23 protein-coding genes and 1 riboswitch are annotated in these 23,006 nt (G+C 41.7%); of the genes, 3 read left to right on the top strand and 20 right to left on the bottom strand.

All coding sequences use genetic code 11. From position 1 onward, the window contains the following. Positions 1-7: 7 nt before the first annotated feature. From G622_RS0109225 to G622_RS0109210, 4 genes are all read right to left on the bottom strand, one after another. Positions 8-1,012, bottom strand: coding sequence for a deoxyguanosinetriphosphate triphosphohydrolase (locus tag G622_RS0109225; protein ID WP_026510478.1), 1,005 nt, complete (start codon positions 1,010-1,012; stop codon positions 8-10). Between the two features lie 153 nt (positions 1,013-1,165). Further along, a complete protein-coding gene (locus G622_RS0109220; RefSeq protein WP_026510477.1) occupies positions 1,166-1,468 on the bottom strand; it encodes a hypothetical protein in 303 nt (100 codons plus the stop codon). 18 nt (positions 1,469-1,486) lie between these two features. Further along, the gene (locus G622_RS24550; protein WP_049945768.1) at positions 1,487-1,999 is read right to left on the bottom strand and encodes a DUF6465 family protein; all 513 of its coding nucleotides are present in this window, start codon (positions 1,997-1,999) and stop codon (positions 1,487-1,489) included. Between the two features lie 101 nt (positions 2,000-2,100). Next, positions 2,101-2,514, bottom strand: coding sequence for a hypothetical protein (locus G622_RS0109210; protein WP_026510476.1), 414 nt, complete (start codon positions 2,512-2,514; stop codon positions 2,101-2,103). 281 nt (positions 2,515-2,795) lie between these two features. On the opposite strand from G622_RS0109210, the gene G622_RS0109205 reads away from it, so the two are divergent. Both G622_RS0109205 and G622_RS0109200 read left to right on the top strand, forming a co-directional pair. Then, the gene (locus G622_RS0109205; RefSeq protein WP_026510475.1) at positions 2,796-4,793 is read left to right on the top strand and encodes a methyl-accepting chemotaxis protein; all 1,998 of its coding nucleotides are present in this window, start codon (positions 2,796-2,798) and stop codon (positions 4,791-4,793) included. Between the two features lie 101 nt (positions 4,794-4,894). Continuing rightward, entirely contained in the window at positions 4,895-5,893 is a 999-nt protein-coding gene (locus G622_RS0109200; protein WP_049945767.1) for a substrate-binding domain-containing protein, read from the top strand. 137 nt (positions 5,894-6,030) lie between these two features. Here the strand turns inward: G622_RS0109200 and G622_RS0109195 are convergent, their stop codons facing one another. Further along, positions 6,031-6,603, bottom strand: a complete 573-nt coding sequence (locus G622_RS0109195) for a thymidine kinase (RefSeq protein ID WP_026510473.1) — start codon at positions 6,601-6,603, stop codon at positions 6,031-6,033. 243 nt (positions 6,604-6,846) lie between these two features. Between G622_RS0109195 and G622_RS0109190 the strand changes: the two genes are divergently transcribed. Continuing rightward, complete coding sequence (locus tag G622_RS0109190) at positions 6,847-7,506, top strand: hypothetical protein (RefSeq protein WP_026510472.1); 660 nt, start codon at positions 6,847-6,849, stop codon at positions 7,504-7,506. Positions 7,507-7,650: 144 nt separating this feature from the next. On the opposite strand, the gene G622_RS0109185 is transcribed toward G622_RS0109190, so the two are convergent. The 15 genes from G622_RS0109185 to G622_RS0109115 form a co-directional block, all read right to left on the bottom strand. Beyond that, positions 7,651-8,484, bottom strand: coding sequence for an ABC transporter ATP-binding protein (locus G622_RS0109185; RefSeq protein ID WP_081675251.1), 834 nt, complete (start codon positions 8,482-8,484; stop codon positions 7,651-7,653). Continuing rightward, complete coding sequence (locus G622_RS0109180; protein WP_081675250.1) at positions 8,481-9,512, bottom strand: FecCD family ABC transporter permease; 1,032 nt, start codon at positions 9,510-9,512, stop codon at positions 8,481-8,483. Before G622_RS0109180 ends, G622_RS0109185 begins: the two co-directional genes overlap by 4 nt. A 97-nt stretch (positions 9,513-9,609) precedes the next feature. Then, positions 9,610-10,764, bottom strand: coding sequence for an ABC transporter substrate-binding protein (locus G622_RS22345; protein WP_049945766.1), 1,155 nt, complete (start codon positions 10,762-10,764; stop codon positions 9,610-9,612). A 487-nt stretch (positions 10,765-11,251) separates the two neighbouring features. Next, entirely contained in the window at positions 11,252-12,772 is a 1,521-nt protein-coding gene (locus G622_RS0109170) for an alpha-N-arabinofuranosidase (protein ID WP_026510469.1), read from the bottom strand. Positions 12,773-12,800: 28 nt separating this feature from the next. After that, a complete protein-coding gene (locus G622_RS0109165) occupies positions 12,801-13,046 on the bottom strand; it encodes a DUF6171 family protein (protein WP_026510468.1) in 246 nt (81 codons plus the stop codon). 182 nt (positions 13,047-13,228) lie between these two features. After that, on the bottom strand, positions 13,229-13,687 hold the full coding sequence (locus G622_RS0109160; RefSeq protein WP_026510467.1) for a hypothetical protein: 459 nt from the start codon (positions 13,685-13,687) through the stop codon (positions 13,229-13,231). Positions 13,688-13,878: 191 nt separating this feature from the next. Beyond that, positions 13,879-15,183 (bottom strand): phosphomethylpyrimidine synthase ThiC, encoded by a 1,305-nt coding sequence (gene thiC, locus G622_RS0109155; RefSeq protein ID WP_026510466.1) that lies wholly within the window; start codon positions 15,181-15,183, stop codon positions 13,879-13,881. Between the two features lie 23 nt (positions 15,184-15,206). Beyond that, positions 15,207-16,064: a bifunctional hydroxymethylpyrimidine kinase/phosphomethylpyrimidine kinase gene (gene thiD, locus G622_RS0109150; protein ID WP_242832988.1), complete on the bottom strand. Its 858-nt coding sequence runs from the start codon at positions 16,062-16,064 to the stop codon at positions 15,207-15,209. Positions 16,065-16,208: 144 nt separating this feature from the next. Next, positions 16,209-16,841 carry a thiamine phosphate synthase gene (thiE, locus tag G622_RS0109145; protein ID WP_026510464.1) on the bottom strand — a complete coding sequence of 211 codons (633 nt, stop codon included), beginning with the start codon at positions 16,839-16,841 and terminating at the stop codon, positions 16,209-16,211. Positions 16,842-16,914: 73 nt separating this feature from the next. Then, complete coding sequence (gene thiM, locus G622_RS22340) at positions 16,915-17,733, bottom strand: hydroxyethylthiazole kinase (protein ID WP_044957407.1); 819 nt, start codon at positions 17,731-17,733, stop codon at positions 16,915-16,917. After that, positions 17,734-18,276, bottom strand: a complete 543-nt coding sequence (thiW, locus tag G622_RS22335) for an energy coupling factor transporter S component ThiW (RefSeq protein ID WP_044916247.1) — start codon at positions 18,274-18,276, stop codon at positions 17,734-17,736. Between the two features lie 175 nt (positions 18,277-18,451). Beyond that, a riboswitch (TPP riboswitch) is annotated at positions 18,452-18,556 on the bottom strand. A gap of 21 nt (positions 18,557-18,577) precedes the next feature. Next, positions 18,578-19,333, bottom strand: coding sequence for an alpha/beta hydrolase (locus G622_RS22330; protein WP_044916244.1), 756 nt, complete (start codon positions 19,331-19,333; stop codon positions 18,578-18,580). Between the two features lie 52 nt (positions 19,334-19,385). Then, entirely contained in the window at positions 19,386-19,940 is a 555-nt protein-coding gene (locus G622_RS22325; protein ID WP_044957405.1) for an NUDIX domain-containing protein, read from the bottom strand. Positions 19,941-20,081: 141 nt separating this feature from the next. Continuing rightward, complete coding sequence (locus G622_RS0109120; protein WP_026510463.1) at positions 20,082-22,028, bottom strand: oxidoreductase; 1,947 nt, start codon at positions 22,026-22,028, stop codon at positions 20,082-20,084. A gap of 109 nt (positions 22,029-22,137) precedes the next feature. Then, complete coding sequence (locus G622_RS0109115) at positions 22,138-22,983, bottom strand: MBL fold metallo-hydrolase (RefSeq protein WP_026510462.1); 846 nt, start codon at positions 22,981-22,983, stop codon at positions 22,138-22,140. Positions 22,984-23,006: the final 23 nt, after the last annotated feature.

Genomic DNA, 23,006 nt, shown 5'->3' with positions numbered 1-23,006 from the left:
CTTCTAGTTATAGAACATCCCAGCTCTTCGGCACGAAATATTCATGGAATCTGGCAATAGCAAATCTGTCTGTCATCGAGCTTATAAAATCACAAACGAGCCGCTCTTTTGGCTGAGTATCACTTAGCCGCTTTAAGTACTCCGGCAAAAGCTCATCATGATCCATATAGTACTGATACAGTATCTGGATCAGATTCTCCGCTTTTCCCTCCTGACTCTTAGCCACAGGATTGGTGTACACATTTTCAAACATAAAGGTCCTTAGATTAAAAAGTGCCTCCTCAACCTCTCCTGACATCAGTATGTCATTATGTCCTAAGCTGGCTTCTACAATGTCGTGAATAAACGTATTTAGCCATTCTCCATTGGTATGGCCTATTACTTTGGTAATTTTATCCGGGACATCCGATTCTTTAAGAATTCCCCCACGAATTGCATCATCCATGTCGTGATGAATATAAGCTATTTTATCAGAGAGCCTTACAACCTTACCCTCCAGAGTAATCGGAGTAAGTTCCAGCTCATGATTCAGAATTCCGTCTCTTACTTCAAAAGTAAGATTAAGACCTCTTCCGTCCTTCTCAAGAAATTCCACTGTCCTCAGACTCTGCTCGTTGTGCTTGAAGCCATAAGGACATATTGCATTAAGAGCCCTCTCTCCTGCATGTCCAAAGGGTGTGTGCCCAAGGTCATGCCCAAAGGCTATCGCTTCCGCAAGGTCTTCATTAAGCTTAAGAGCTCTGGCTATAGTCCTGGCATTCTGAGCAACCTCCAGAGTATGGGTCATCCTGGTTCTGTAATGATCACCGTCCGGGGTAAGAAAAACCTGTGTTTTATCCTTAAGACGTCTGAAGGATTTTGAATATAAAATCCTGTCTCTGTCCCTCTGAAAACAAGGTCTGATGTCGCAGGGTTCCTCCTCGACTTTCCTGCCCTTGGTGTTCATACTAAGAGTTGCATATGGGCTATAATTTAATCTCTCTCTGTTTTCCAGGCTTTCTCGTATTTTCATACAATAAACTCCTCACTTTAACTATATTCTGCACATGATTGACATTTCCTTTTTCGAAATTAAATTTTTTATTTATGCTTTTTATCATATAGGAAATCCAACGGGATTTCCTATATGATGAAAAAGACTGCCGCAAATGCAGCAGTCTATAAATTACCAGTTTCCGGCCTCATACTGCGCATTTATCCATGCAATAGCCTGTTCAAAGCCTTCCTCTGTAATCTCAAATTTTTCAGAAATTTTCTTACTGTCCTCAGTGTCAAAATAACTGTAGGGTTCAGGCCACACAGTAGCCATGAGCCTGTCGTCAGGATTCCTCTGGTCAACGGGCGTGAAAAATACATTCTCCAGCGGCTCTCTTGCCAGCCTGTATCTCATGCCCTTATAGCTTCCAAAGAAAGCCTCCCCATATTCATAGTGTCTCAGATTAAAAAATACGTTTTTCTCAATTGCCATTAAATGCAAGTCTCCGGTTTAATATGTAAATTTGCCTGTATCTGTGTGATTTACAACATAATATGCTGTGTTCTCTTCAGGCTTAAGATAAATCTGCAGCTCCTTGATATCTGATATCTTGTGTCCCTCAGATACATACTTCTCACGAATGATCTGAGCAATATCCTCGGTACGCACCTCATAGTCCTTGTACTGGATAAAGAACTCTACTTTTGCATTCTTTTTTGCATTTGACTCTGTAATATCTCTGGTTGCTGCCTTTACAACATCAGCTGCCTTTTCCCCCTGCTCCTTTATCACCTTGGTTGCAGGCTCTGCTCTCTTTTTTACTTCCTTGATCACAGGCTCAGCCTTTTCAATGACATCCTTAAGAACAGGACCGCCTTTTTCCTTAACTTCATCGATCACAGGCTCAGCTTTTTCCTTAGCCATTTCAATGTAAGGCTCCGCCTTTTCCACGTAAGGCTTTGCTGCCTCGGATACATTTTTAGCGATATCCATCAACTTATCTGTAGTCTTTTTTCCTGCCATTTTACATCCTCCTCAATGAAATGTTTTTATCTTACCAACTCCTGTCGGGTGCTGCTATCTTTAGCATCCAAATGCTGCCAGATCAAAGTAACAGAATCCATTTATCTGCCGAATGATTTCATGAATTTCGCAAAAGGTCCAACTGCATCCTGAAGATCCTTAATAGCCTGATTCAATCCGTCAAAATCAATTTGTGACATCTTATCAAGAGATTCCATCATCATATCCCGATTATCATTTACGAAAGTACTTATCTCATCACTTGTCTTAGTGACAGAATCAGCCATTTCATTAACCTCTGCAAGAGTTGCCGAGGCATTTGATAATGTCTCTTCACTGCTTCTGGCTGCCGCGTCAATTGCATTTAATGTTGAAGCCGCCTTAGGTACGACAATATATGCCGAAACCAGTACCACGCAAAGAATTCCGATGAGACAAAAAGCACTTATTCTATGATATTTAAGGCTCTTAGATGTATTCTCAGCGATTTTCTTAAGCAATTCTTCGTTATCCATGTAATGATCCCCCTTATCCGGCACGAGTTCTCCTGAATCTGACCTGCATGGTCTGTTAAGTTTATCCTCCACCAGTGCCTGTCCGGAACTCGTTATTACCTAAAATTATACTAATTCATGCTAAAACTTTCAATTTGAAATAGCTATCTGTTTGTTCTTTTTTTCGTAATTATTTATGCAAATTTAAGGATATGCTTACAGATTTTTATAAGGTATTGTGTTAACTTTAAATAATAAAGGATAACAATTATTTCCTTTTTTTGTAATGTAAGGAGGCTATTATGAGCGAAAGTCCCGTTAAAATCAGAAGAACCGGGAAGATAAGGAACAGGCTTCTTATTTTCATTGTTCCAATCGTTGTAATCACAATTATTGTGCTTATCATGATTGCTGCTTCTTTGTCTAAAAAAAGAATGACAGAGCTTGCAACTGCCAATCTTAATTCATCCATTTCCAATCAGGCTGACAATATTGAATCCTGGCTGGATGAAAATCTTCAATTCTTCAAAACTGCGAAAAAGGCCATAGAGGGTCTAAATCCCAATGATGAAGAGCTTCAGAAGCTTCTCGACTCATTCTATGACTTTAACACAAATTCACCGGAGGGCCTTCATATAGCTACTTCAAGCGGTGAATTTATCAAGCCTACTGATTCCATTCTTGAAGAAGCGGATCCTACTTCTTCAACCTGGTACAAGCAGGGTATTACCAGAGCAAACATACAGTATGGTACTGCTTATAAAAATGCTGAAGGCCAAAACGTTATAAGTGCCTCCGGTATAATTAACTACGGTGACGATTCAATCAAGGTCATTTCAGCTGATGTTACCCTTGATAAGATCAGTATCATCGTTAATTCAGGTGTCAAAATGGATAAGGCAACTTCTTTCCTGGTTGATACCAATGACAATACCATTCTCGCCCACAGAGACACGAGCCTTGTTTCAAGCACTCTTGGCACTGATAACAGCAGTAGCCTCCTCAGCGGCATTGCACAGGCAATTGCGGACGAAGACTATTCCACAAAGGAAATCGGTCCCTATTATGTTGCCTTTAAGGAAATTCAGGGAACTGACTGGATCCTGGTTTCTTATATTGCTGAGGATGTAATCCTTGCCAGCGTCCAGGAACTTGCTAATTATCTGATTATAACCGGTGTCATAGCCGTTATCATTATCATCATATTGATACTCTATGTTGTCAGCAGAGTTATTGCTCCTCTCGCTGGCATAACCAAGAGTATACATGCCATGAGTGAAGGAGACTTCACAATAGATGTCGATTCCGGAAGTAATGATGAGATTGGAGTAATGAGCAGCAAAATTGCCGAGTTCGTTGAAAGCATGCGTCATATGCTTTCCAGCATCAGCGAGGAATCCGAAAAGCTTAAACAGGAATCCGAGACCAGCGATATGGTATCAAAAAATATGTATGATGCCTCTCAGTCGCAGGCTGAAGCCATGCAGCAGTTAAATGATACTGTTGATCAGCTCGCTGTTGCAGTAGGTGATATCGCTGAAAATGCAACCACCCTTGCCACAGTAGTTTCCGATACCCGTGAAAACTCTGAAAAAGCTGACGTATCCATGAAGGAAACCGTTAAGATTTCCCAAAAGGGTCGCGATGATATGGAGAAGCTCTCTCACGCCATGGAAGGAATTCAGCAGGCAAACAATCAGCTTGTAACTTCCATAAACAAAGTAGGTACAGCATCAGAAGAAATCACTAATATCGTCAGCATGATCGCTGAGATTGCTGAGGAAACCAATCTTTTGTCTCTTAATGCATCTATTGAAGCTGCAAGAGCCGGCGAAGCAGGTAAGGGCTTTGCGGTAGTTGCAACTCAGATTGGTAAGCTCGCACAGACCAGTTCTGAAAGTGCTACCAATATTTCAAATCTTATAGAAGAGGTTCACAGACTTATCGATGAAGCTGTAGGACAGGCAAATGCCAGCGCTGAAAGCATTGAGAAAAACAGTGAACTTATTAGTGTAGCCGTTGATACCTTTGAACAGATTTACACCAATATCCAGACCTCCAATGATTGTATCGAGGAAATGATCAGGGATGTCCAAAAGGTAGATGACGTTGCAACAAACGTAGCTGCTATCTCCGAGGAGCAGGCAGCAAGCGCAGATGAGATACTGGCAACCTCACAAAACATGGTTGAACAGGCGAAGAGCATATCTCAGAACAGTGAAGATGTCGCAAACAATTCACACGAACTTGCAAACACGTCTGAGACTCTGACTTCTCATGTTCAGCAGTTTAAGATTTAAGAGGAGGAACCATCATGACGAAGTCATGATTCGGAATGGTTCCGACCGATAGGGCAGGATTACGAAGTAATCGTGCCAATACACAAAGAGGAGGTCTTATCGTGAAAAAGAATTTATTTACTAAAATAATTAGCATAGCAGCTGTGTGCATGCTTACTTTAGGTGCTATCACAGGCTGTAGCAAATCCTCTTCGGACGGCGCATCTGTAGACGGATCAGGAGTTAAAGTGTTTTTCAGCACACTGACTTTAGATGATTTCAAAGAGCTGGTTATGAATTCAGTAGCAGATGCAGGCAAAAAGAACGGTGTAGTCGTAGATTTAGGAGAGCCCTGCGCTACTGTTGATGATCAGGTTGCCCAGATAAGAGACGCTGCAGCAAAGGGATACAATGCAATCATTTGTAACCCTGTTGATGCAGACACTGCTCTGCAGCTTGAAGTAATCGCAGGCGATACGCCTATTATCTTTACAAATACTCAGCCTTCCGAGGATCATCTAAAACCCAATAAATATATGTATGTTGGAAGCTACGAGATGGATGCAGGAAACATGCAGGCAGAATATGTATTAAAAGCACTTGGCAATCCCAAGAGTCTTAATGTAGTTCTCTTCTCCGGACAGCCTGGACACCCTGCAGCTGTATCAAGAACAAAATCAGTCAAGAATTATTTCAAGAAGAACGGTATTAATGCAAACTTCGTTTTCAACGATACAGCTTATTGGGATACAGATAAGGCTGCTGAGGGCTTCAAGACCTTTCTTAAAACCAATCAGCCCTATGACTGTGTTATCTGCAACAATGATTCTATGGCTCTTGGCGTAGTTCAGGCCATGAACGAGCTTGGAATCAGCACCGCCGATATCCCGGTAGTAGGTATTGATGCAACGGTAGATGGGTGTCAATCCATTATGGATGGTGGAATGCAGTTTACGGTATATCAGTCAGCAAAGGGTCAGGGAGAAGCCTGCATCGAAGTTGCTATCGCCCTTGCCAAAACAGGCACAGCCAAGGATGTTCAATATGTAACAAAAGACCTCCGATATGTCTGGGTTCCTTTTACTCCTGTTGATAAATCCAACGCAGCTTCAATAAATTAAATGCAAAAACCACCCGAGATGTGTACTTAGTACTTTCGGGTGGTTTTTTATTTAAGCAGAACACTTGGCAAAATAGTCAGAACAAATCCATTTTCTCATGAACGTCTATAGTCGATTTGGCAAGGTTTTTCTTACTGTCATATCGTAAGCTTGCCCTTTTTAAAGTGCTTGCGGCAAAGGGCGATGTAGCTTTCATTGCCGCCCATGAAGACCTGTTCGCCGTCTCTTACAATTTTTCCGTTGTAGATTCTGGCGTTGCAGGTAGCTTTTCTTCCGCACCAGCAAACTGTCTTCACTTCCTCTATTTTATCTGCAATCTCCATAAGTCTTGCAGATCCCGGGAAAAACTTCTCCTGAAAGTCTGTGCGAAGTCCGTAGCAGATGACAGGAACTTTATCAAAATCTACTATATCCGAAAGCATATCCACCTGCTCAGCTGTAAGGAACTGAGCCTCATCCACGATGATAGCATCATATTTTTCTATCATCTTATGCTTTCTTCTATACTCATCAAAAAAATCTTCCACCAGCATACATTCAGCCTGAAGCCCGATCCTTGATCTGATGATCGTAGCCCCGTCTCTGTTTTCGAGTCCCGGCTTTAATATTATGGAATTTTTCCCTCTCTCATGATAGTTGTAGTTAACCATTAGTGCATTTGCAGTCTTGGATGACCCCATTGCACCATACCTAAAATACAGTTGAGCCATAACTAAAATCTCCTCCAAATTAAGTCATATTTGACTGCTTAATCTTATCACATTTTTCATTATTATTTTATAAAAAATAAAGACAATGGACATCTCTGGTACATATGCCTTAGTGATAATTAGAATTAGGATTTATCCGACCAACTGATCGGAACCGTCATGAAAAAGTCATGATTCGGAATGGTTCCACCGATAGGGCAGGATTACGAAGTAATCGTGCCAATACACAAGGAGGATTAACTTATGAAAATACTAAAATCATTTGGCGCATCACTATTAATTCTTATGTTATTTAGCAATACTGTACTGGCTGCATCAGCAGATTCCGTAGCAGAGGCAGGCGGCATAGCTACAGATGACGCTATTGAAGTTGAGCAGTCCTATGAATTTTCATCAGAATATGGCTATAAATATTATATAGCTGTATGTCATAATACAACGGACACTGATCTGGATGTATCCTGGGATACCGTAAGCTATGATAAGGACGGCGGCATTCTGGAGACAGGCTCATCTTATACAGCATATGTCACAGGTGGTCAGGAATTTGTACTTTATGCTCTTTTCCTCGACTCTGAAGACGCTACAGATTATTCATACAAAATAAGCTGGGAGGAATCTGATTATATCCATCCCGGATTTAAGGATGTTACATTGCAGGCAAATGTAGCAAGTAACGGCAAGCTGATTCTTCAGGCAACCAATAATGGCTCAGAGGATCTAAGCACAATTCAGGCATCAACACTGTTCTTTGACGCCTCAGATAAGCTTGTAGGTTTCGAGGATTCATATATCGTAAACAGCAACTATAACGTACTTGCAGGTGAGACAGTCATTAAGGATCTCTCCATTCCTGAAGGTGCAGACCACTACGAAACATACTACACCGCTTACAGATGGTAATTTGTAAACACAAAAGTCCAGTCAGGTACTTAAAATTCCGCTAAGTACTATACGTAAGTAAAGCCCCGAACAGCAAGAGCTTTCTCTTCGCTGCCGGGGCTTTTGCTTGAGCATAGTACTTAGCGATTTTTACACAAGCTAAATTTAATCCTCTATCTTAAGCTCTCCTCTGAACCTGTCCAAAAATCCTGCCACATCAAAGCCGTAGGTCTTCTGCAATAGCGACGCATTTAGCATTTCTTCTTTTCTCCCATATCCAAGAAGTCTTCCTTCTCTTATGAGAACCATATCGTCAGCCAGATAAGCAGCGGTACTAAGGTCATGAAATACCCCGATCATTGTCGGCTTATACTCCCTTCCACCGCTTAGCTTTACAGGATTTTTCCTCCACTCCATAAGATATTCCATAAACTCGGATTGAACCTTCATATCAAGATGATTCATAGGTTCATCCAAAATCAGCACAGGACTTCTCTGAGCTATACATCTTGCCAGCATGACTCTCTGAAGCTGACCACCTGAAAGGGTAGTTATCTGCTTTTTTACAATATCCTTAAGCCCAAGAGTTTCAAGAGTTTCCTCAACTATCTCCTTATCATTTTCCTTATTATCCGAGAAGAATGAGCTCCCATGGACATATCTTCCATGCATCACTGTCTCATATACGCTGTACGAAAAATAAACCTGGGACATCTGGGACAAAAAGGCGATATATCTGGCTATTTCTTTTCTCGAAAGCTTTTCTGCATCTTTCCCATCAATTTTGATTCTGCCATAGGCCGGAAGCATACCGGCTATAGTCCTTAAAAGCGTGGTTTTTCCACAACCGTTTGCCCCAAGGAAGCTCACACAGTGACCTTCTGTTATCTTAAGAGAAATATCCTTTACTACCATCCTGCTCTCGTCCGGAATTCCTCTTTTTTTCTTTTCATAGCCGGAGAAAACATTTTGAAGTTCAATAATACTATTTTCCATCATGTCCTCCCCTTAAAATATACCCAAAGGAAAAATGGTGCCCCTACGAGTGCTGTTATTGCACCGATTGGTATTTCCTGAGGAGCTAGAAGTGTTCTTGCCAAAAGATCACACAGAGTCATAAATGCTCCGCCCAAAATAAGGCACATCGGAAGTACAATAATGTGTGTTGATCCGAATATTTTTCTGACTATATGCGGTATTACAAGATCCACAAATCCTATTACTCCGGTAAAACATACGGAGATTCCTGTCAATAAAGATGCAAGCACCAAAAGGATTATCTTATTTTTCCTGGTATCAACTCCCACTGCAGCAGCTTCTTCATCTCCAAAGGACATAAGATCAAGCTCTCTGCTCCTAAAAAGCATCAAAACCACGCCTGCAACAACAAAGCCGAATATAACCGCCACATGTGCAAAACGTCTTCCCGAAAATGTGCCCATCTGCCATAGCACAAGTCTTTGCATATGCTCCTTATTCAGAGCACTTATCATGGTCAGAAGCGCATTAACAAATAATGAAAAGACCATTCCGAACAGAATGATAGTATGATTCTTAAAACCGGAATCCAGCCTGGAAGCAATGAGTATCACGAGAATCACGGTAAAAAGTCCACATAAAAAGCCTGTGAGAGGAAGCAATATATATCCCAAAGCTGTGCTCCCCACTCCTGTTATTATTATCACCGCTGCTCCAAGGCAGGCTCCTGATGATACTCCAAGAGTATATGAAGATGCCAGAGGATTTTGCAAAATGGCCTGTATCACTGCTCCGCTTACAGCCAGTGCTCCTCCTATCAAAAAGGCACATAAAGCTCTTGGAATCCTTATTTCCCATAAAATAGAAACAAGCGAAGCATCAACAGAGGAACTGAGGGTTCCTCCAAAAAGCTTCGCCTGTATAATCGAGAACGTGTCCTGCAGCGCAATGCTTACACTTCCGGCACAAATTCCCACTATAAGTGCTGCCAGCCCGACAAGGCTGGCAGTCAACATTTTTAGTGCAGTTTTATCACTGTTAATATTCATAGATCAGCTTATTTCCTCAAAATTGGAATTTGCTTATTGTATCATATTCTCACGAACCCGGCAGGTAGTGCAGAGTTCCGTAATCAGATATGACTTTTTATGCAGCATCGTCAAGAGCTTCGTCTGAATACTTGTCAGGATAAATAGATGTAGCCATCTCGATCATGGCATCTATTACGTGGTGGTTAGGACGATTTACAGCATCTCCATCAAGCTGATATACCTCTTTGTTTACAACGGCATTTACGTTTTCCCAACCCTTCATTGACAGTATAGTATTAATCACATCAGGTGTATACATATCTGCGGTAAGAATAACATCAGGATTGGAAGCTACGGCTGATTCCTCTGAAAGAGCAGGCCACTGGTCAGCCTCTGACTCGGCTACATTTTTAGCGCCGATAACTTCAAGCATTTCGTTGATATATGTGCCCTTTCCTGCTGTATAGATCATAGGATTCTCAGCAGAAGGTGTATAAAGTTCAAAAAGAACAGTCTTCTTCTCTTCTTCAGGAATTGACTTACCAATCTCTGCGAGCTCATCAATCTTGGTCTGCATAAGATTAACAATTGACTCTGCCTCAGACTCTTTACCTACACATTCACCTATGAATTCGATGTCCTTCTCAATATCTGCAAGAGATGCGCTGCTTGGAATATCTGCAACGCAGGCACCTGATTCACGAACTGCTTCAAACACATCTGTACCGCCGCTGGCACTCATTCCTGATGTGAAAATGATATCTGCGCCAAGAGCTATAATCTGCTCCTGATCAGGTGTCATCATATCAAACTGAGGAATGTCTGCATTAAGCTCAGATTCAAAACTTGCATATGAATAAGTATCACAAGCTACGATTTTATCACCAAGACCAAGGTCAATAAGAACCTGTGTTGTTGAAGGAGCCATGGAAATAATAGCTTCTGCTTTTTCAGGAAGTGTAATCTCATTACCTGATCTGTCTGTAAATGAGCCTGCTTCTGCTTCTTCACCTTCTGTTGCGGCCTCTTTTGAAGCCTCTGCTTCCTCTGCATTTTCCTCTAAAGCAGCATCCTCTGTTTCCTCTGCATTTTCCTCTAAAGCTCCGTCCTCTGATTCTCCAGCGTCTGCTTCTTCCTCATTTCCGGCTTCAGCAGTCTCCTCTGCTGCCTCAGTGTTTTCTACTGTCTCAGCAGTTTTTGATCCGCCGCAGCCTACTGCTGTTACAGCAAGCATGCATCCCATGATCATTGCTACAAGTCTTTTTTTCATATTGTTCTCCTCTTTTCTGAGAGCGACCGACCTCTCTGAATTCAAAATGCCATTATTAATAAAAAGATAAAAGCATTCGGTCGCAAGAAAAGATAACACAAAACTCTTGCAGCGTCAAACGTGATTACGAATAAAATTCTACTAAGTTTCAGCAGTGTTACTGTTCACACCTTACGGTGCTCACAGCAACTGGATTTGCCCATTCCAGTTGCCTTCGGCAAAGGGGCAAATCCTATATTCAAGACGTAGAACATTCTCACGCTCAGCGCAGCAAGTGCGCAGAGCTGTCTGAACAGTAACTCAGCAGTCTTATGGAAACAGGAAACTGTGCAATGTCTTACGGACTTCTCCCCTACCCACTGATCATTTTTAAAAATAAGCTCCACCGGGCAGGATTCTACCAAGCCCGGTGGAGCATTTTTTACTTTAGAAGTAGCAATTTACTCAGTAAATTAGCGGATTCTGAATGTTTTTGACTTCTAATATATTATTTTTTAAGCTGAAGCATAAGTACTGAACATGCAGGAATCTTTACACTAATTCCGTTTTCAGTCTTGCTATAATCCTTGAACTCTGCTTCCTTAACAACCTCAGGATTCTCAAATGTGTTATGATCTGCCATTTTGCCTGTTACAACAGTTGCAGCAGAAACATTATAAGCAGCGCCATCCTTAGTGAGAACAACTTCAATATCCTCAGCAGCTTCAAGAGAGTTGTTTGTAAGTGTGATTGTTATAACACCATTTTCGTTCTCTGAAACAGATTCGAAAATCTTGGGAAGCTCGTTCTTATCAGCACCAACTGTACTGTTATTAAGCAGCTCGCTGGAAAGAAGTGTTGCATCCTGATGATCCTTGAACATCTTAAATACATAGTATGTAGGTGTCTTGATCATCTTCTCGCCATCAGTAAGCATAACTGACTGCAGAACGTTTATAAGCTGAGCGATACATGCCATCTTCACACGATCTGAATGCTTATTGAACAGGTTAAGGTTCATGCCGGCAACAAGAGCATCACGCATTGTATTCTGCTGATAAAGGAATCCGGGATTTGTTCCGGGCTCAACATCAGTCCAGATACCCCACTCATCAACCATAAGGCCAATCTTCTTCTCAGGATCATATTTATCCATGATTGCGCCATGTCTCTTAATGAGTTCATCCATGTAGAAGCTTCTCTTAAGAGTCTGGTAGAATACTTCCTCTGTGAAGTTAGTAGCTGATCCCTTGAAGTTCCAGTCACCCTCTGTTTCAGGAAGTGTATAGTAATGAAGTGAGAGACCATCCATAAAGCCATGGAAGTGCGCAGGTGTATGGTCAAAGCAGGTCTCCAGAACTTTTTCTGTCCAATTATAATCATCTACATTAGGTCCGCAGCAGATTTTGGAAATAGGCTTAGCGCCATTATAATTTCTTACATAGGTCTGATATCTTCTGTATTCATCTGCGTAGAATGTGGGTCTCATGTTACCACCGCAGCCCCAGTTCTCATTACCAACGCCGAGGTAGTCTACTGTCCAGGGCTCCTCATGACCATTCTCTTTACGCAAATCAGCCATAGGTGACACACCGTTGAAGGTCATGTATTCAACCCACTCGCTCATCTCTCTTACAGTACCTGAACCAAGATTGGCGTTAACATAGGTCTTGCATCCAAGCTGCTTTGCAAGTTCAAAATACTCATGTGTACCAAAGCTGTTATCCTCAACAACACCGCCCCAGTGTGTGTTGATCATCTTCTTTCTCTTTTCCTTAGGACCGATTCCGTCCATCCAGTGATACTCGTCAGCAAAGCATCCACCCGGCCAGCGAAGTACCGGTATTTTCATCTCCTTTAGAGCTTCTACCACGTCTGTTCTCATTCCGTTTACATTCGGAATATCAGAGTTCTCACCTACATAAAGTCCTTCATAGATACATCTTCCAAGATGCTCGGAAAAATGTCCGTAGATTTCAGGTGCAATTTTAGACTTTTTGCTTTCGTTATTGATTACCAGTTTAGCCAATGCTTTCTCCTCCTTAGTTCTTTGACTATTACCATTTTTTCTTTGGACAACGAGATACAATGCCAAGTGCCCGAAGTTCCACATAACAGCCGCATGCAAGGCAGGTCCCGCTTGATAATTTATCACATTCGGTGCATACCTTAAGCCTGCTCTCATAGACTGCCTCTGATACCCTATCCTCCGGATCAATGGCATCCCGGTATTTTTGAATCATTTCCTTTTCATCGCCTTCCAAATCCCTCAGAAGGCAGTGCCTGCATACTCTTGTGTCCATAAATATCTCACATTGCTTTAGCTTTATCTAAACTATTTTATATTTTACCACGTGAGCATATTGTAATCAACGAAAAAATAAGGACTTCTACATTTTTTAGAAGCCCTTACCCCATATGATAAAAATTTTTTACATAAGTATTGTTTCCTGTTTCTCCAAAGAAATCAGCGCCACCGGTTCTATCATTCGGCAGTATCCTCTACACTGCTGCCCTGCTGATTGATAAACACTTCACCATCAAAAGTAGCGGGATCAACTCCCGGAACAGGTTCAAATACCATTTCACGACCATTCTTAAAATGTCCGGTTATAATGCCATGATCAGCAGATGTAACTTCGAAAGTATCCCAATCCTCTGTCACTCCACCGAAACGGAATTTTATCTTGCCATCTTCCTGCACATAGTCAAATGGTAATCCTGCGCCATTTGTGGGATCTTCTGAATGTCCGTGATCATCTTCTACAAATACATAGAAATAGGTCTTGTCCGGATTCACATCGTCCTTTGCATAGTTGTAATATACTCCTTTTTCTATGTAAGCAGGCTTTGCACTGAGCTTCCCGCATCCCGCAATAAACGCTCCTGCCATAACAGTTGCAGAAAATACTACCACGATTTTTTTAAGCATATTTCTCTTCATAATGCTTCCCCCTTATAAGAATTTTGTTCTAAACACCTCTTACATTTTTAATAATAGAAGTAGATGTCCAACAAATGTCCATCAAGGGAGAAGCAATAAATTCGTGGATATTGATATTTGTATATGTATCAATCCAGTAGAATTACAGCATCTGACTATTTATTTTTATAATTCGGGTACCAAAAAGCTAATTACAGAATATCAATATGCTCACCGGCAAGGGCTTTGTTCATACTGCGGACAGCACAGAATTTTCCGCACATTGAGCAGGTATCATCAAATTCAGGTGCCCTGTCATCTCTGATTGCTTTTGCAGTTTCCGGATCTATTGCGCACTCCCACTGTTTATCCCAGTCAAAGGACTGTCTTGCCTCTGCCATGGCATTATCAATGTCCATTGCATGAGGAATTTTCTTGGCAATATCAGCCGCATGAGCTGCTATCCTTGATGCTATTATTCCCTGTTTTACGTCGTTTACATTAGGAAGTGCCAGATGCTCTGCGGGTGTTACATAGCAAAGAAAAGCCGCGCCTGCTGCCCCGGCGATGGCACCACCTATGGCTGAAGTTATATGATCATAACCGGGAGCAATATCGGTAACCAGAGGTCCGAGTACATAAAAAGGCGCACCCATGCAGATTGTCTGCTGCATTTTCATGTTTGCCTCAATCTGGTCCATTGGCATGTGTCCGGGTCCTTCAACCATAACCTGTACGTCCTTTTCCCAGGCTCTCTTTGTCAGTTCTCCAAGCCTCACAAGCTCCTCTATCTGACAAACATCGCTGGCATCAGCAAGGCATCCCGGTCTGCAGGCATCACCAAGAGATATGGTCACATCATACTCTCTGCATATATCAAGAATTTCATCATAGTGTTCATAAAAAGGATTTTCCTCTCCTGTCATACTCATCCATGCAAAAACGAGGGAGCCTCCTCTTGAAACTATATTCATCTTCCTTTTATGCTTCTTAATCTGCTCAATTGTCTTTCTTGTTATTCCGCAGTGAAGAGTTACAAAATCCACACCATCCTCTGCGTGAAGTCTTACAACATCAATGAAGTCCTTAGCTGTGAGTTCAGATAAATCCCTCTGATAATGGATTACGCTGTCATATACGGGAACTGTTCCAAGCATAACAGGACATTCCTCAACAAGCTTTTTTCTAAAAGGCTGAGTATTTCCATGAGATGATAAATCCATTATTGCATCAGCTCCCATATTTACTGCAGCCATAACTTTTTCCATCTCGATATTGTAATCCTTGCAGTCTCTGGAAACTCCAAGATTTACATTGATCTTTGTCTTGAGCATGGAGCCTACGCCCTTTGCCTTAAGACACTTATGGTTTTTATTTGCACAAATAGCAACCTGACCTTTTGCCACCAGGTCCCTTATTTCTTCAGGAGTTCTGTACTCATCCTTTGCAACCATCTCCATTTCTTTTGTGATGATTCCTTTTCTTGCTGCGTCCATTTGAGTTGTGTATGTACTCATAAATATTCCTCTTTTCATTTATTTTAATTTCTGTTTTTGTGACAAATTCCGTGATATAGCGGTCCTCTGCCATGTCCAAGTTTAAGTCCTGCTCTTATACAAACCTCGATATATTCTTTTGCACTTTTAACGGCATCTTCAAGGCTCATCCCTTTTGCAAGGTTTGATGCTATAGCGCTGGAAAGCGTGCAGCCTGTTCCATGAGTGTTTGGATTACTAATTCTTTCACCCTCGTAAGTGATAAGTTTCCCATCTTCAGATTTTCTTGTTTTGAAATCTTCTTGCAAAGTATTTTTCCCTGTGACAAATAACAAATCATTACTCTTTTCATCGCCTTCAAAAGTGCTGTGTCCACCCTTTATCAGTACATTGCACTTGTAACTGTAAGATATGATTTTAGCTGCCTCTTCCATATCCTTACTTGATTTAATATCAATACCGCAGATTCTTTTTACTTCCGGTATGTTAGGTGTTATGAGAGTGCACTTTGGAAAAAGCATTGTTTTCATATATTCAAGGGCTGATTCCTTGGATAAATCTGTTCCGGAAGTGGATTTCAAGACCGGATCAAGTACAATATTTGTCAACCTGTATTTATCAATGGCTTCCACTACTGTTTCCATAATTCCTATATCCGGTAGCATTCCGATTTTTACTGCATCCGGCGTAATATCAGATAATACCGCCCGTAGCTGCTCAGCAACAAATTCCTTATCCACAGTAAGAACGCCGCTTACCCCCATTGTGTTCTGTGCTGTAAGCGCTGTTATCACACTCATCCCGTACACATCATGGGCTTCCATTGTTTTAAGATCAGCCTGAATTCCTGCCCCACCTGATGAATCACTTCCAGCAATTGTCAAAACTGTTTTCTGTATCACTTTTCCTCCTGCTATTCTAACTGCTTTTGCCCGGTATACAGTCTATCTTTGTTCATCCTGCCATTTTCGACCAGTTCATGTTCTCGCAAGAATAAAGGCAACCTTCTCATTTCTTGTTACTTCATTCCAGAAGTTAAATTCTTATCAGAGCGCCAGAAATCCTTCAACAAGTCCCTCGGCAGCTTTCCTTGGATCGTCAGACTTCATTATGGCTGAGACCACACAGATACCTGCAATCGGCGCTCCCTTTAAAATCTGCATGTTATCCCTATTAAGGCCGCCTATGGCATTGGCCGGAATTGGAACTGCAGCGCAAATATCCTTTAAAGTGTCAACAGAAGTAAGTATTGTCTTCACCTTGGTTGTTGTTGGATAAATTGCTCCTACTCCCAGGTAATCTGCACCTTTCTCATAGGCTTCCTTAGCCTGCTCTACTGTTTTAGTAGTGGCACCTATGATCTTATTCTCACCGATTATAGCCCTGGCAATGTCAACAGGCATATCGCTCTGCCCAAGATGCACACCCTCAGCATCAATCGCCATTGCCACATCTATTCTGTCATCTACGATCAGCGGCACGTTATATTTCTTCGTAAGCTCATGGACTTTTGCTGCAAGCTCCATGTATTCCCTTGTGGATTTATCTTTTTCTCGTATCTGCACTATCGTCACTCCTCCGATCAATGCTTCTTCAATCTTGTGTAAAAAGCATTCATCAGAGAGCCCCGTGCTGTCAGTGACCAGATACAACCTTAATTTTTCTCTATCTAATCTCATTTCTTCTCCAACTTAAACTAACTTTTTTTCAAAATACTTTCTGATTGTTGACAGATATATTGAAAATAACATTTTATGAAAGCTGCTCTATCCTCTCACGTCTTCTTATCATCTCCAAATCCACTAATGAAAGCGCATCGAGAAGGCCAACGAGAAAGCTTCCACAGCCTACAACTATTCCATCATTAACCTCAGAAAAGTGCTTTTTAGCTACGAGCTTTTCATAAGCTACTTCTCCTGCTATTCCAAAAAAGCTACAGGCTTTGACAACAGAATCTATGCTTTCCTTACGCGAAAGATAGGTTGCACATATTGCTCCAAGCATACATCCGGTTCCGGTAATGCTGCTCATGGCAGGGTGTCCGTTACTTACCAAAAATGTTCCTTCTTTTCCTGTGATAATGTCCTTTGCACCAGTTGCCAGAACTACCACTCCATATTTTTGTGAAAGCATCCCTGATGCATCTATGATATCGTTTTCATCAAGACTCTCTTCCGCATCTACACCCTTTCCTCTATAGGCTGCATCTGCTAAAGCCTTAATCTCCGAATAATTCCCCTTTAGTAAAAGAAACTGATTTTGACGATTATTTGTTTTTTCAAGAAGCTCTGACACAAATTCCCGCCTAAGCTTCGAGCACGCAGTACCTACGGCATCAATCACAATAGGAAGATGTCCCATCAGCGCTGCGTCATATGAAATCTTCATAGCTTCCATTCTGGTGTCCGATATATTACCGGTATTAATTAAAAGCGCTGATGCTGTTTCAGTAATCTCATAAACCTCAAGAGGGTGCTCAGCCATTATCGGCTTAGCACCCAGAGCAAGCACAGCATTAGCGCACTGCATCATTGAAATTGGATTTGTAATACAATGTATCAGATCTGACATTTAGATCACCTTTGCTTTAGTAGGTTCATTATTCATATCTTTTAAACTGTTCTGAATTTTTGAAAGAACTCCCGCTGCCTCAAGCCTTACAAGAAGCAAAAATGCAATACTTCCGCCAATAAGCGTACCCATGATAAAGGACGGAACATAGAAGAACCATGTAAGACCTTCTTTTCCCCATAAAAAAGTCATTACAGGATATGAAACTATGGCTCCGATTATTCCTGTTCCAATAATTTCTCCAAGAACAGCAGCAATAATTTTCCCTTTTGATAATTTGTAGAAAACACCTGAAAGTGTAGCCCCAAAGACCGCTCCTGTGAGTGCAAGTGGAGGTATTCCCATTACCAGCATTCTGATAATTCCGATAAGAAGTGCACATAAAAGTGCATACCCCGGTCCCATAAACACCGCACATGTAATGTTGATCAAGTGAGCCATGGGACACATACCCTCGATCCTGAGAATGGGGGATATTACAACTCCCAGAGCAACAAACATTGCAAGCATTACCATCCTAAGTAAATAGTTACTTTTCTTCATTTCATCCTCTTTTCTCAGACGGCGAATCCAAATTTCAGGCCGGAAAATAAGATAAGTGCTCTGCTAGGCCAAAAAGGAAATCCACTGGATATCCTATGAAATTAAAAAGAAAATCCACTGGGATATCCTATGAAATAAAAAAGCGGAAGCACCGATCTGGTAACTTCCGCGAGTAAATTCCTATTATCAGGCATCCCTACGTTGGCATTATCCAAATCAGGTTCTCGGTCGAAGGTTATACCTTCCTCTCAGCCTGTAACACAAGCTCCCGTCTGTATATTTTTTTCATATTCTTTATACACTAACCAATATTTTTTTTCAAGTTATTATTTAAAAAATCCTTGACTACTTTTAATACTGCAGGAAGATCATTATCGTAACAATGAGTATCTCCTTTTATCAGCTCAAGTCTGCAGTCTTTGTAGAGGTCTTTTGCATCGATTGAATACTGCACCGGCACTGCCTCATCCTGATCACCATGAACTATCATAACAGGCTTATCAAATCTTTTTGCTGCATCCTCAATGTGAAGTGTCTGAGCTGCTCTCACATAATTGCCGCTGAGTGCTCTTCCATCCCAGGACATAAGCTCTTCAGGAATATTATCAGGATCAAAAGGTTTACCTAAAAGCTCGCCCTTTCTTGCACCATCAAGAATTACCAAAGCCGGTGAAAGTGAAATGAGTGCTTTTACTCTCTCCCTCTCCATGCCGGCAAGAAGCATAGCGGTAAGTCCTCCCTGGGAATGTCCGCAAAGATAGATATCTGTCACAAAATCAAGGCTTCTGGCATAATCTATAGCTGCCATTCCGTTAGACAACCACTTGTAAAGTGTATGGTTTCTAAACTCTCCTTCGCTGCTTCCGTGACCATACATATCAATTCTAAGAACAGCAAGTCCAACTTCATTCATAGCCTCCTGCACAGCTACAATATGTCTCTCCTCCATGTGTCCCGTAAATCCATGTATAAGCACACAAATAGGACACTTTTCAGGATTGCCTTTAGGCATATCCAGTTTAATATTCAGTTTAATTCCATCATCAGTTATGTACATTTTTCATACCCTCCAAAATATTTATGTGAATTCTTGTGGACTATTTCCGCTTTTACTCGCAAGAAGTCATAAGCTTATCCATTGAATCCCTGAATATCTCATCATGATCAAATGCAAGATCAGAAAGAGTCAGCGAAAGATCACCATTTTCCAATCTGAACTCCCCATCCTTTTCAGAAATAGAAAACCACTTAGCATCTGCGGCGTCATCTCCTGCTATGGGCTTAACCTCATCCTCATTTACGCAGGCAAGAAAAGCAACAGATACCGTCCAGTCTCTGGGATCTCTACCGGGCTTACTATACACTCCGACAAGCGTAAGAGCCTTTGAATCCATCCTGATTCCTGTCTCCTCTTCCAGCTCCCTGGATGCTGTTTCTTCTATTCTCTCTCCTGCCTGTGAAAAGCCACCAGGCAGCGCCCATTTCCCAAGACAGGGATGATTGCCTCTTTTTATAAGTAATATCCTGTTACTCCCTGCACCCTTGGCAACTATACATATATCCGATGTAAGTGATGGTTTCTTCCACTTGTCAGGATTATATTTTTTCAGATATTCTGCTTCTGTTAACCCGTTTTTATCTACTTTCTCTAAAACTTCACTCATTTCTACCCTCCGATAACATGTCAGTACACTTGTTTTTTGCAGTCAGAAATTATTTTACAAATGTTATGACAACGTTTCAAGTGGTCTTATTTCTGAGAATAGGCAGTATACTTTTTCAAAAAAGAATCCAACTTAAAAGAATTAAATATCCAGTGCAGCATAGTAACCCTGGTAAACAGCATTAGTAATATTTGAGACCCTTCCGGCATCACCGATTACCCTGACAAAGGGCGCTGTGTCTTTTAGTTGCTCTACCTGATCAATACTCGGCCTTTGCCCAAGAGCACAAATTACAGTCTCTCCGGGAATGAGCACCTGTTTTCCTTCCCTGTTTTCGCAGATTATGCCTGACTTAGTTATTTCAAGCCCTTTCACACCCGTGTGAACCGTCACATATTTCTCGATTTCAGCGAGCAGTAATGGTCTGTGCCTGACATTGGCATCCGGAGCAAGTCGGTCCTTCATCTCTACTATGTGAACGTTTTTCCCTTCCATTCCGAGGTGAATTGCACATTCACATCCCGCGAGTCCTCCGCCAAAAACTACAACGTCATCAGCAACTTTATCTTTTTCCTTATAATAATTATTCACCAAAACTACATTGTCTCCATGAATTCCCTTGATCGGGGGAACAATGGGGTTGGAACCGGTAGCTATTATTAGCGCATAGGGCTTCTCTTTTTCCAACAGATCCTCTGTGACCCCGGTTCCGGTAATAATCTTAGCTCCTGCCTGCTCCGCAAGGTATCTATATGTATTAGAAAGCTCGTACATCTCATGTTTAAAGGTAATGCCCTGCTCGCTCCTAAGTATTCCCCCAACTTCGCTCTCTTTTTCATACAGAGTGACATCATGCCCTCTTCTTGCCGCAGTATATGCAGCATATAACCCTCCCGGGCCTCCACCGGCAACTATTACTTTCCTTTTCACAGAAGACGGCATAACCTCTATCCCATCCATTTCGCGGCCTATGAGGGGATTCACCGCACACCTTCTCGTAGAAGTAGCTGCTCTCTCTGCCATGCAGGTGAAACATCTAAGGCACTTTACAATCTCCGCCTCCCTGTTCTCTACCACTTTTCTGGGAAGCTCGGGATCTGCCAGCAATGCTCTCGCCATGTAGACAATATCCGCCTTACCCGATGAGATTATTTCTTCCATTTGCTCGGGATCATTTAGTCCTCCAATTGTTGCTACAGGCTTTTTCACATGTTCTCTAATTCTTGCGGCAAGTTCCACATTACATCCGTGTTCTGTAAACATGGAAGGATGGGTATTGCCGAAGGTTCTCTGATAGGTTCCCGCAGATACGTGAATAATATCAACATATGGTTCTACTAATTTTGCAATCTCTATTCCGTCCTCTATTCCATATCCTTCGGGAACCAGCTCTGAACCACTCATTCTGAATTCAATCGGAAAATAATCACCTACCCTGTGTCTTACTTCTTTTAGAACCTCTATTGCAAAGCGGCATCTGTTATCCAAAGATCCGCCATACTCATCATCCCTGTGGTTAAACATTGGGGATAAAAACTGATTTATAAGCCATCCGTGGCCTCCATGGATCATAAGCATCTCGAATCCTGCCCTTTTCGCAAGAGCTGCCACATGACCGTAGGCTGCTACTATATCCTTGATCATATCCTTAGTAAGCGCCTTGACTTTTACACCATCTGCTCTGACAGTATCTGAAGGTCCCCATTGGCTAAGTGAATGCTGCCTGTCTTTATCAGTCATGTAAGTTCCTGCAAACATGCCGGAATGAGATAACTCCAGTGAAGGAACTGCTCCGTGTCTTTTTATAACATCTGCTGTGTATGTAGCGGCAGCAAGAGAATTCAGTATGCTTTCATCCAGGTGATATGCATGTGAGCCGTCGGTTGCCGGGTGTACCATTAGCTCAGACACTGTAACAGCAGCAGCTCCTCCCCTTGCCCTCAACTCATAAAAAGCTGTTGATTTTGGTCCAATACATCCGTCATTTGTTATATCAGTTCCGCCCATGGGTGCCGAGAACATTCTGTTCCTGAAAACAGTTCTCCCAACGGTAATCGGCGAACTTAATGCTTTATATTTTCTTTCCATAAAAACCTCTCTCCTATGAAGTAAAAACCATTCACAGTCCTTACTGTATAATGGTTTTTACAAATCATTATGACTTCTTGAACGCAAAAAGGTAAAAGCGTTCAAGAATCTATAATATCTTATCCTTGTTATAGATCAGGTTAGCGCTTTTCCCATCAATTCTGTTAAAGTGGTCATCCGCTTCCTTAGCAAGATATCCCATCACGCCCATAAACGGCATCGGTCTGTCTATAGTGTTGCCACCTAATATATCATCACAGACATCAATCATCTCGTTCAAGATGTCCTTTCCAACTTCCATATCATGATGACATATATAAACCTTGTCGTATCTGCCTGAAAGCCTGTCTCTCAGGTTCACTGTGGTCTGCCTGTATTCAGTTACGGATGAGCAGATTCTATCAAACAGAAACGTCGATTTATTACAGGCATCCCCGGTAATGAGAATTCCGAGCTCCGGTATAAGAAGCACCATTGTGCCTTTCGTATGACCCGGATAGGCGTAAATCTCTACTGTCACGCCTCCAAGGTCAAATACCATACCGTCATGCAGCTCCTTAAAATCGAATTCCGGAACCTCTTCAACATAATCATTATTGGTTATTCCATACTCATCAAAGGCATGCCCCAGATTGGCATGAATATATCCGTCCCTCTCGGCAAATGGGAGCATAGACTGATATAGCGGAATATCTTTGTGATTCATGTACACATTTTTATCTGAAAACTCCGGAACTCCCAGGGCATGATCCAGATGCCCGTGCGTTATCACAACCTCATACTCTTTGTCAGTGATAGTATCCACCAGCTTTCTAAGTCCCTTTACACCCAGATTGGTGTCCATCAGAACAGCTTTATTGTCGCCCTCTATAAGATACATTATTTCGCCGCAGGCACTTCTTATTGCCGTGATGTTTACATTTACTTTTTCCGCAGAAAAAAAATCTCTGTTCATAAACTCTCTCCAATTATGATGCT

Source organism: Butyrivibrio sp. LC3010, from assembly GCF_000424385.1.
GTDB lineage: Bacteria > Bacillota > Clostridia > Lachnospirales > Lachnospiraceae > Butyrivibrio.
The sequence above is the reverse complement of the archived record's forward strand: the minus strand, read 5'-3'. Positions and strand labels throughout refer to the sequence as shown.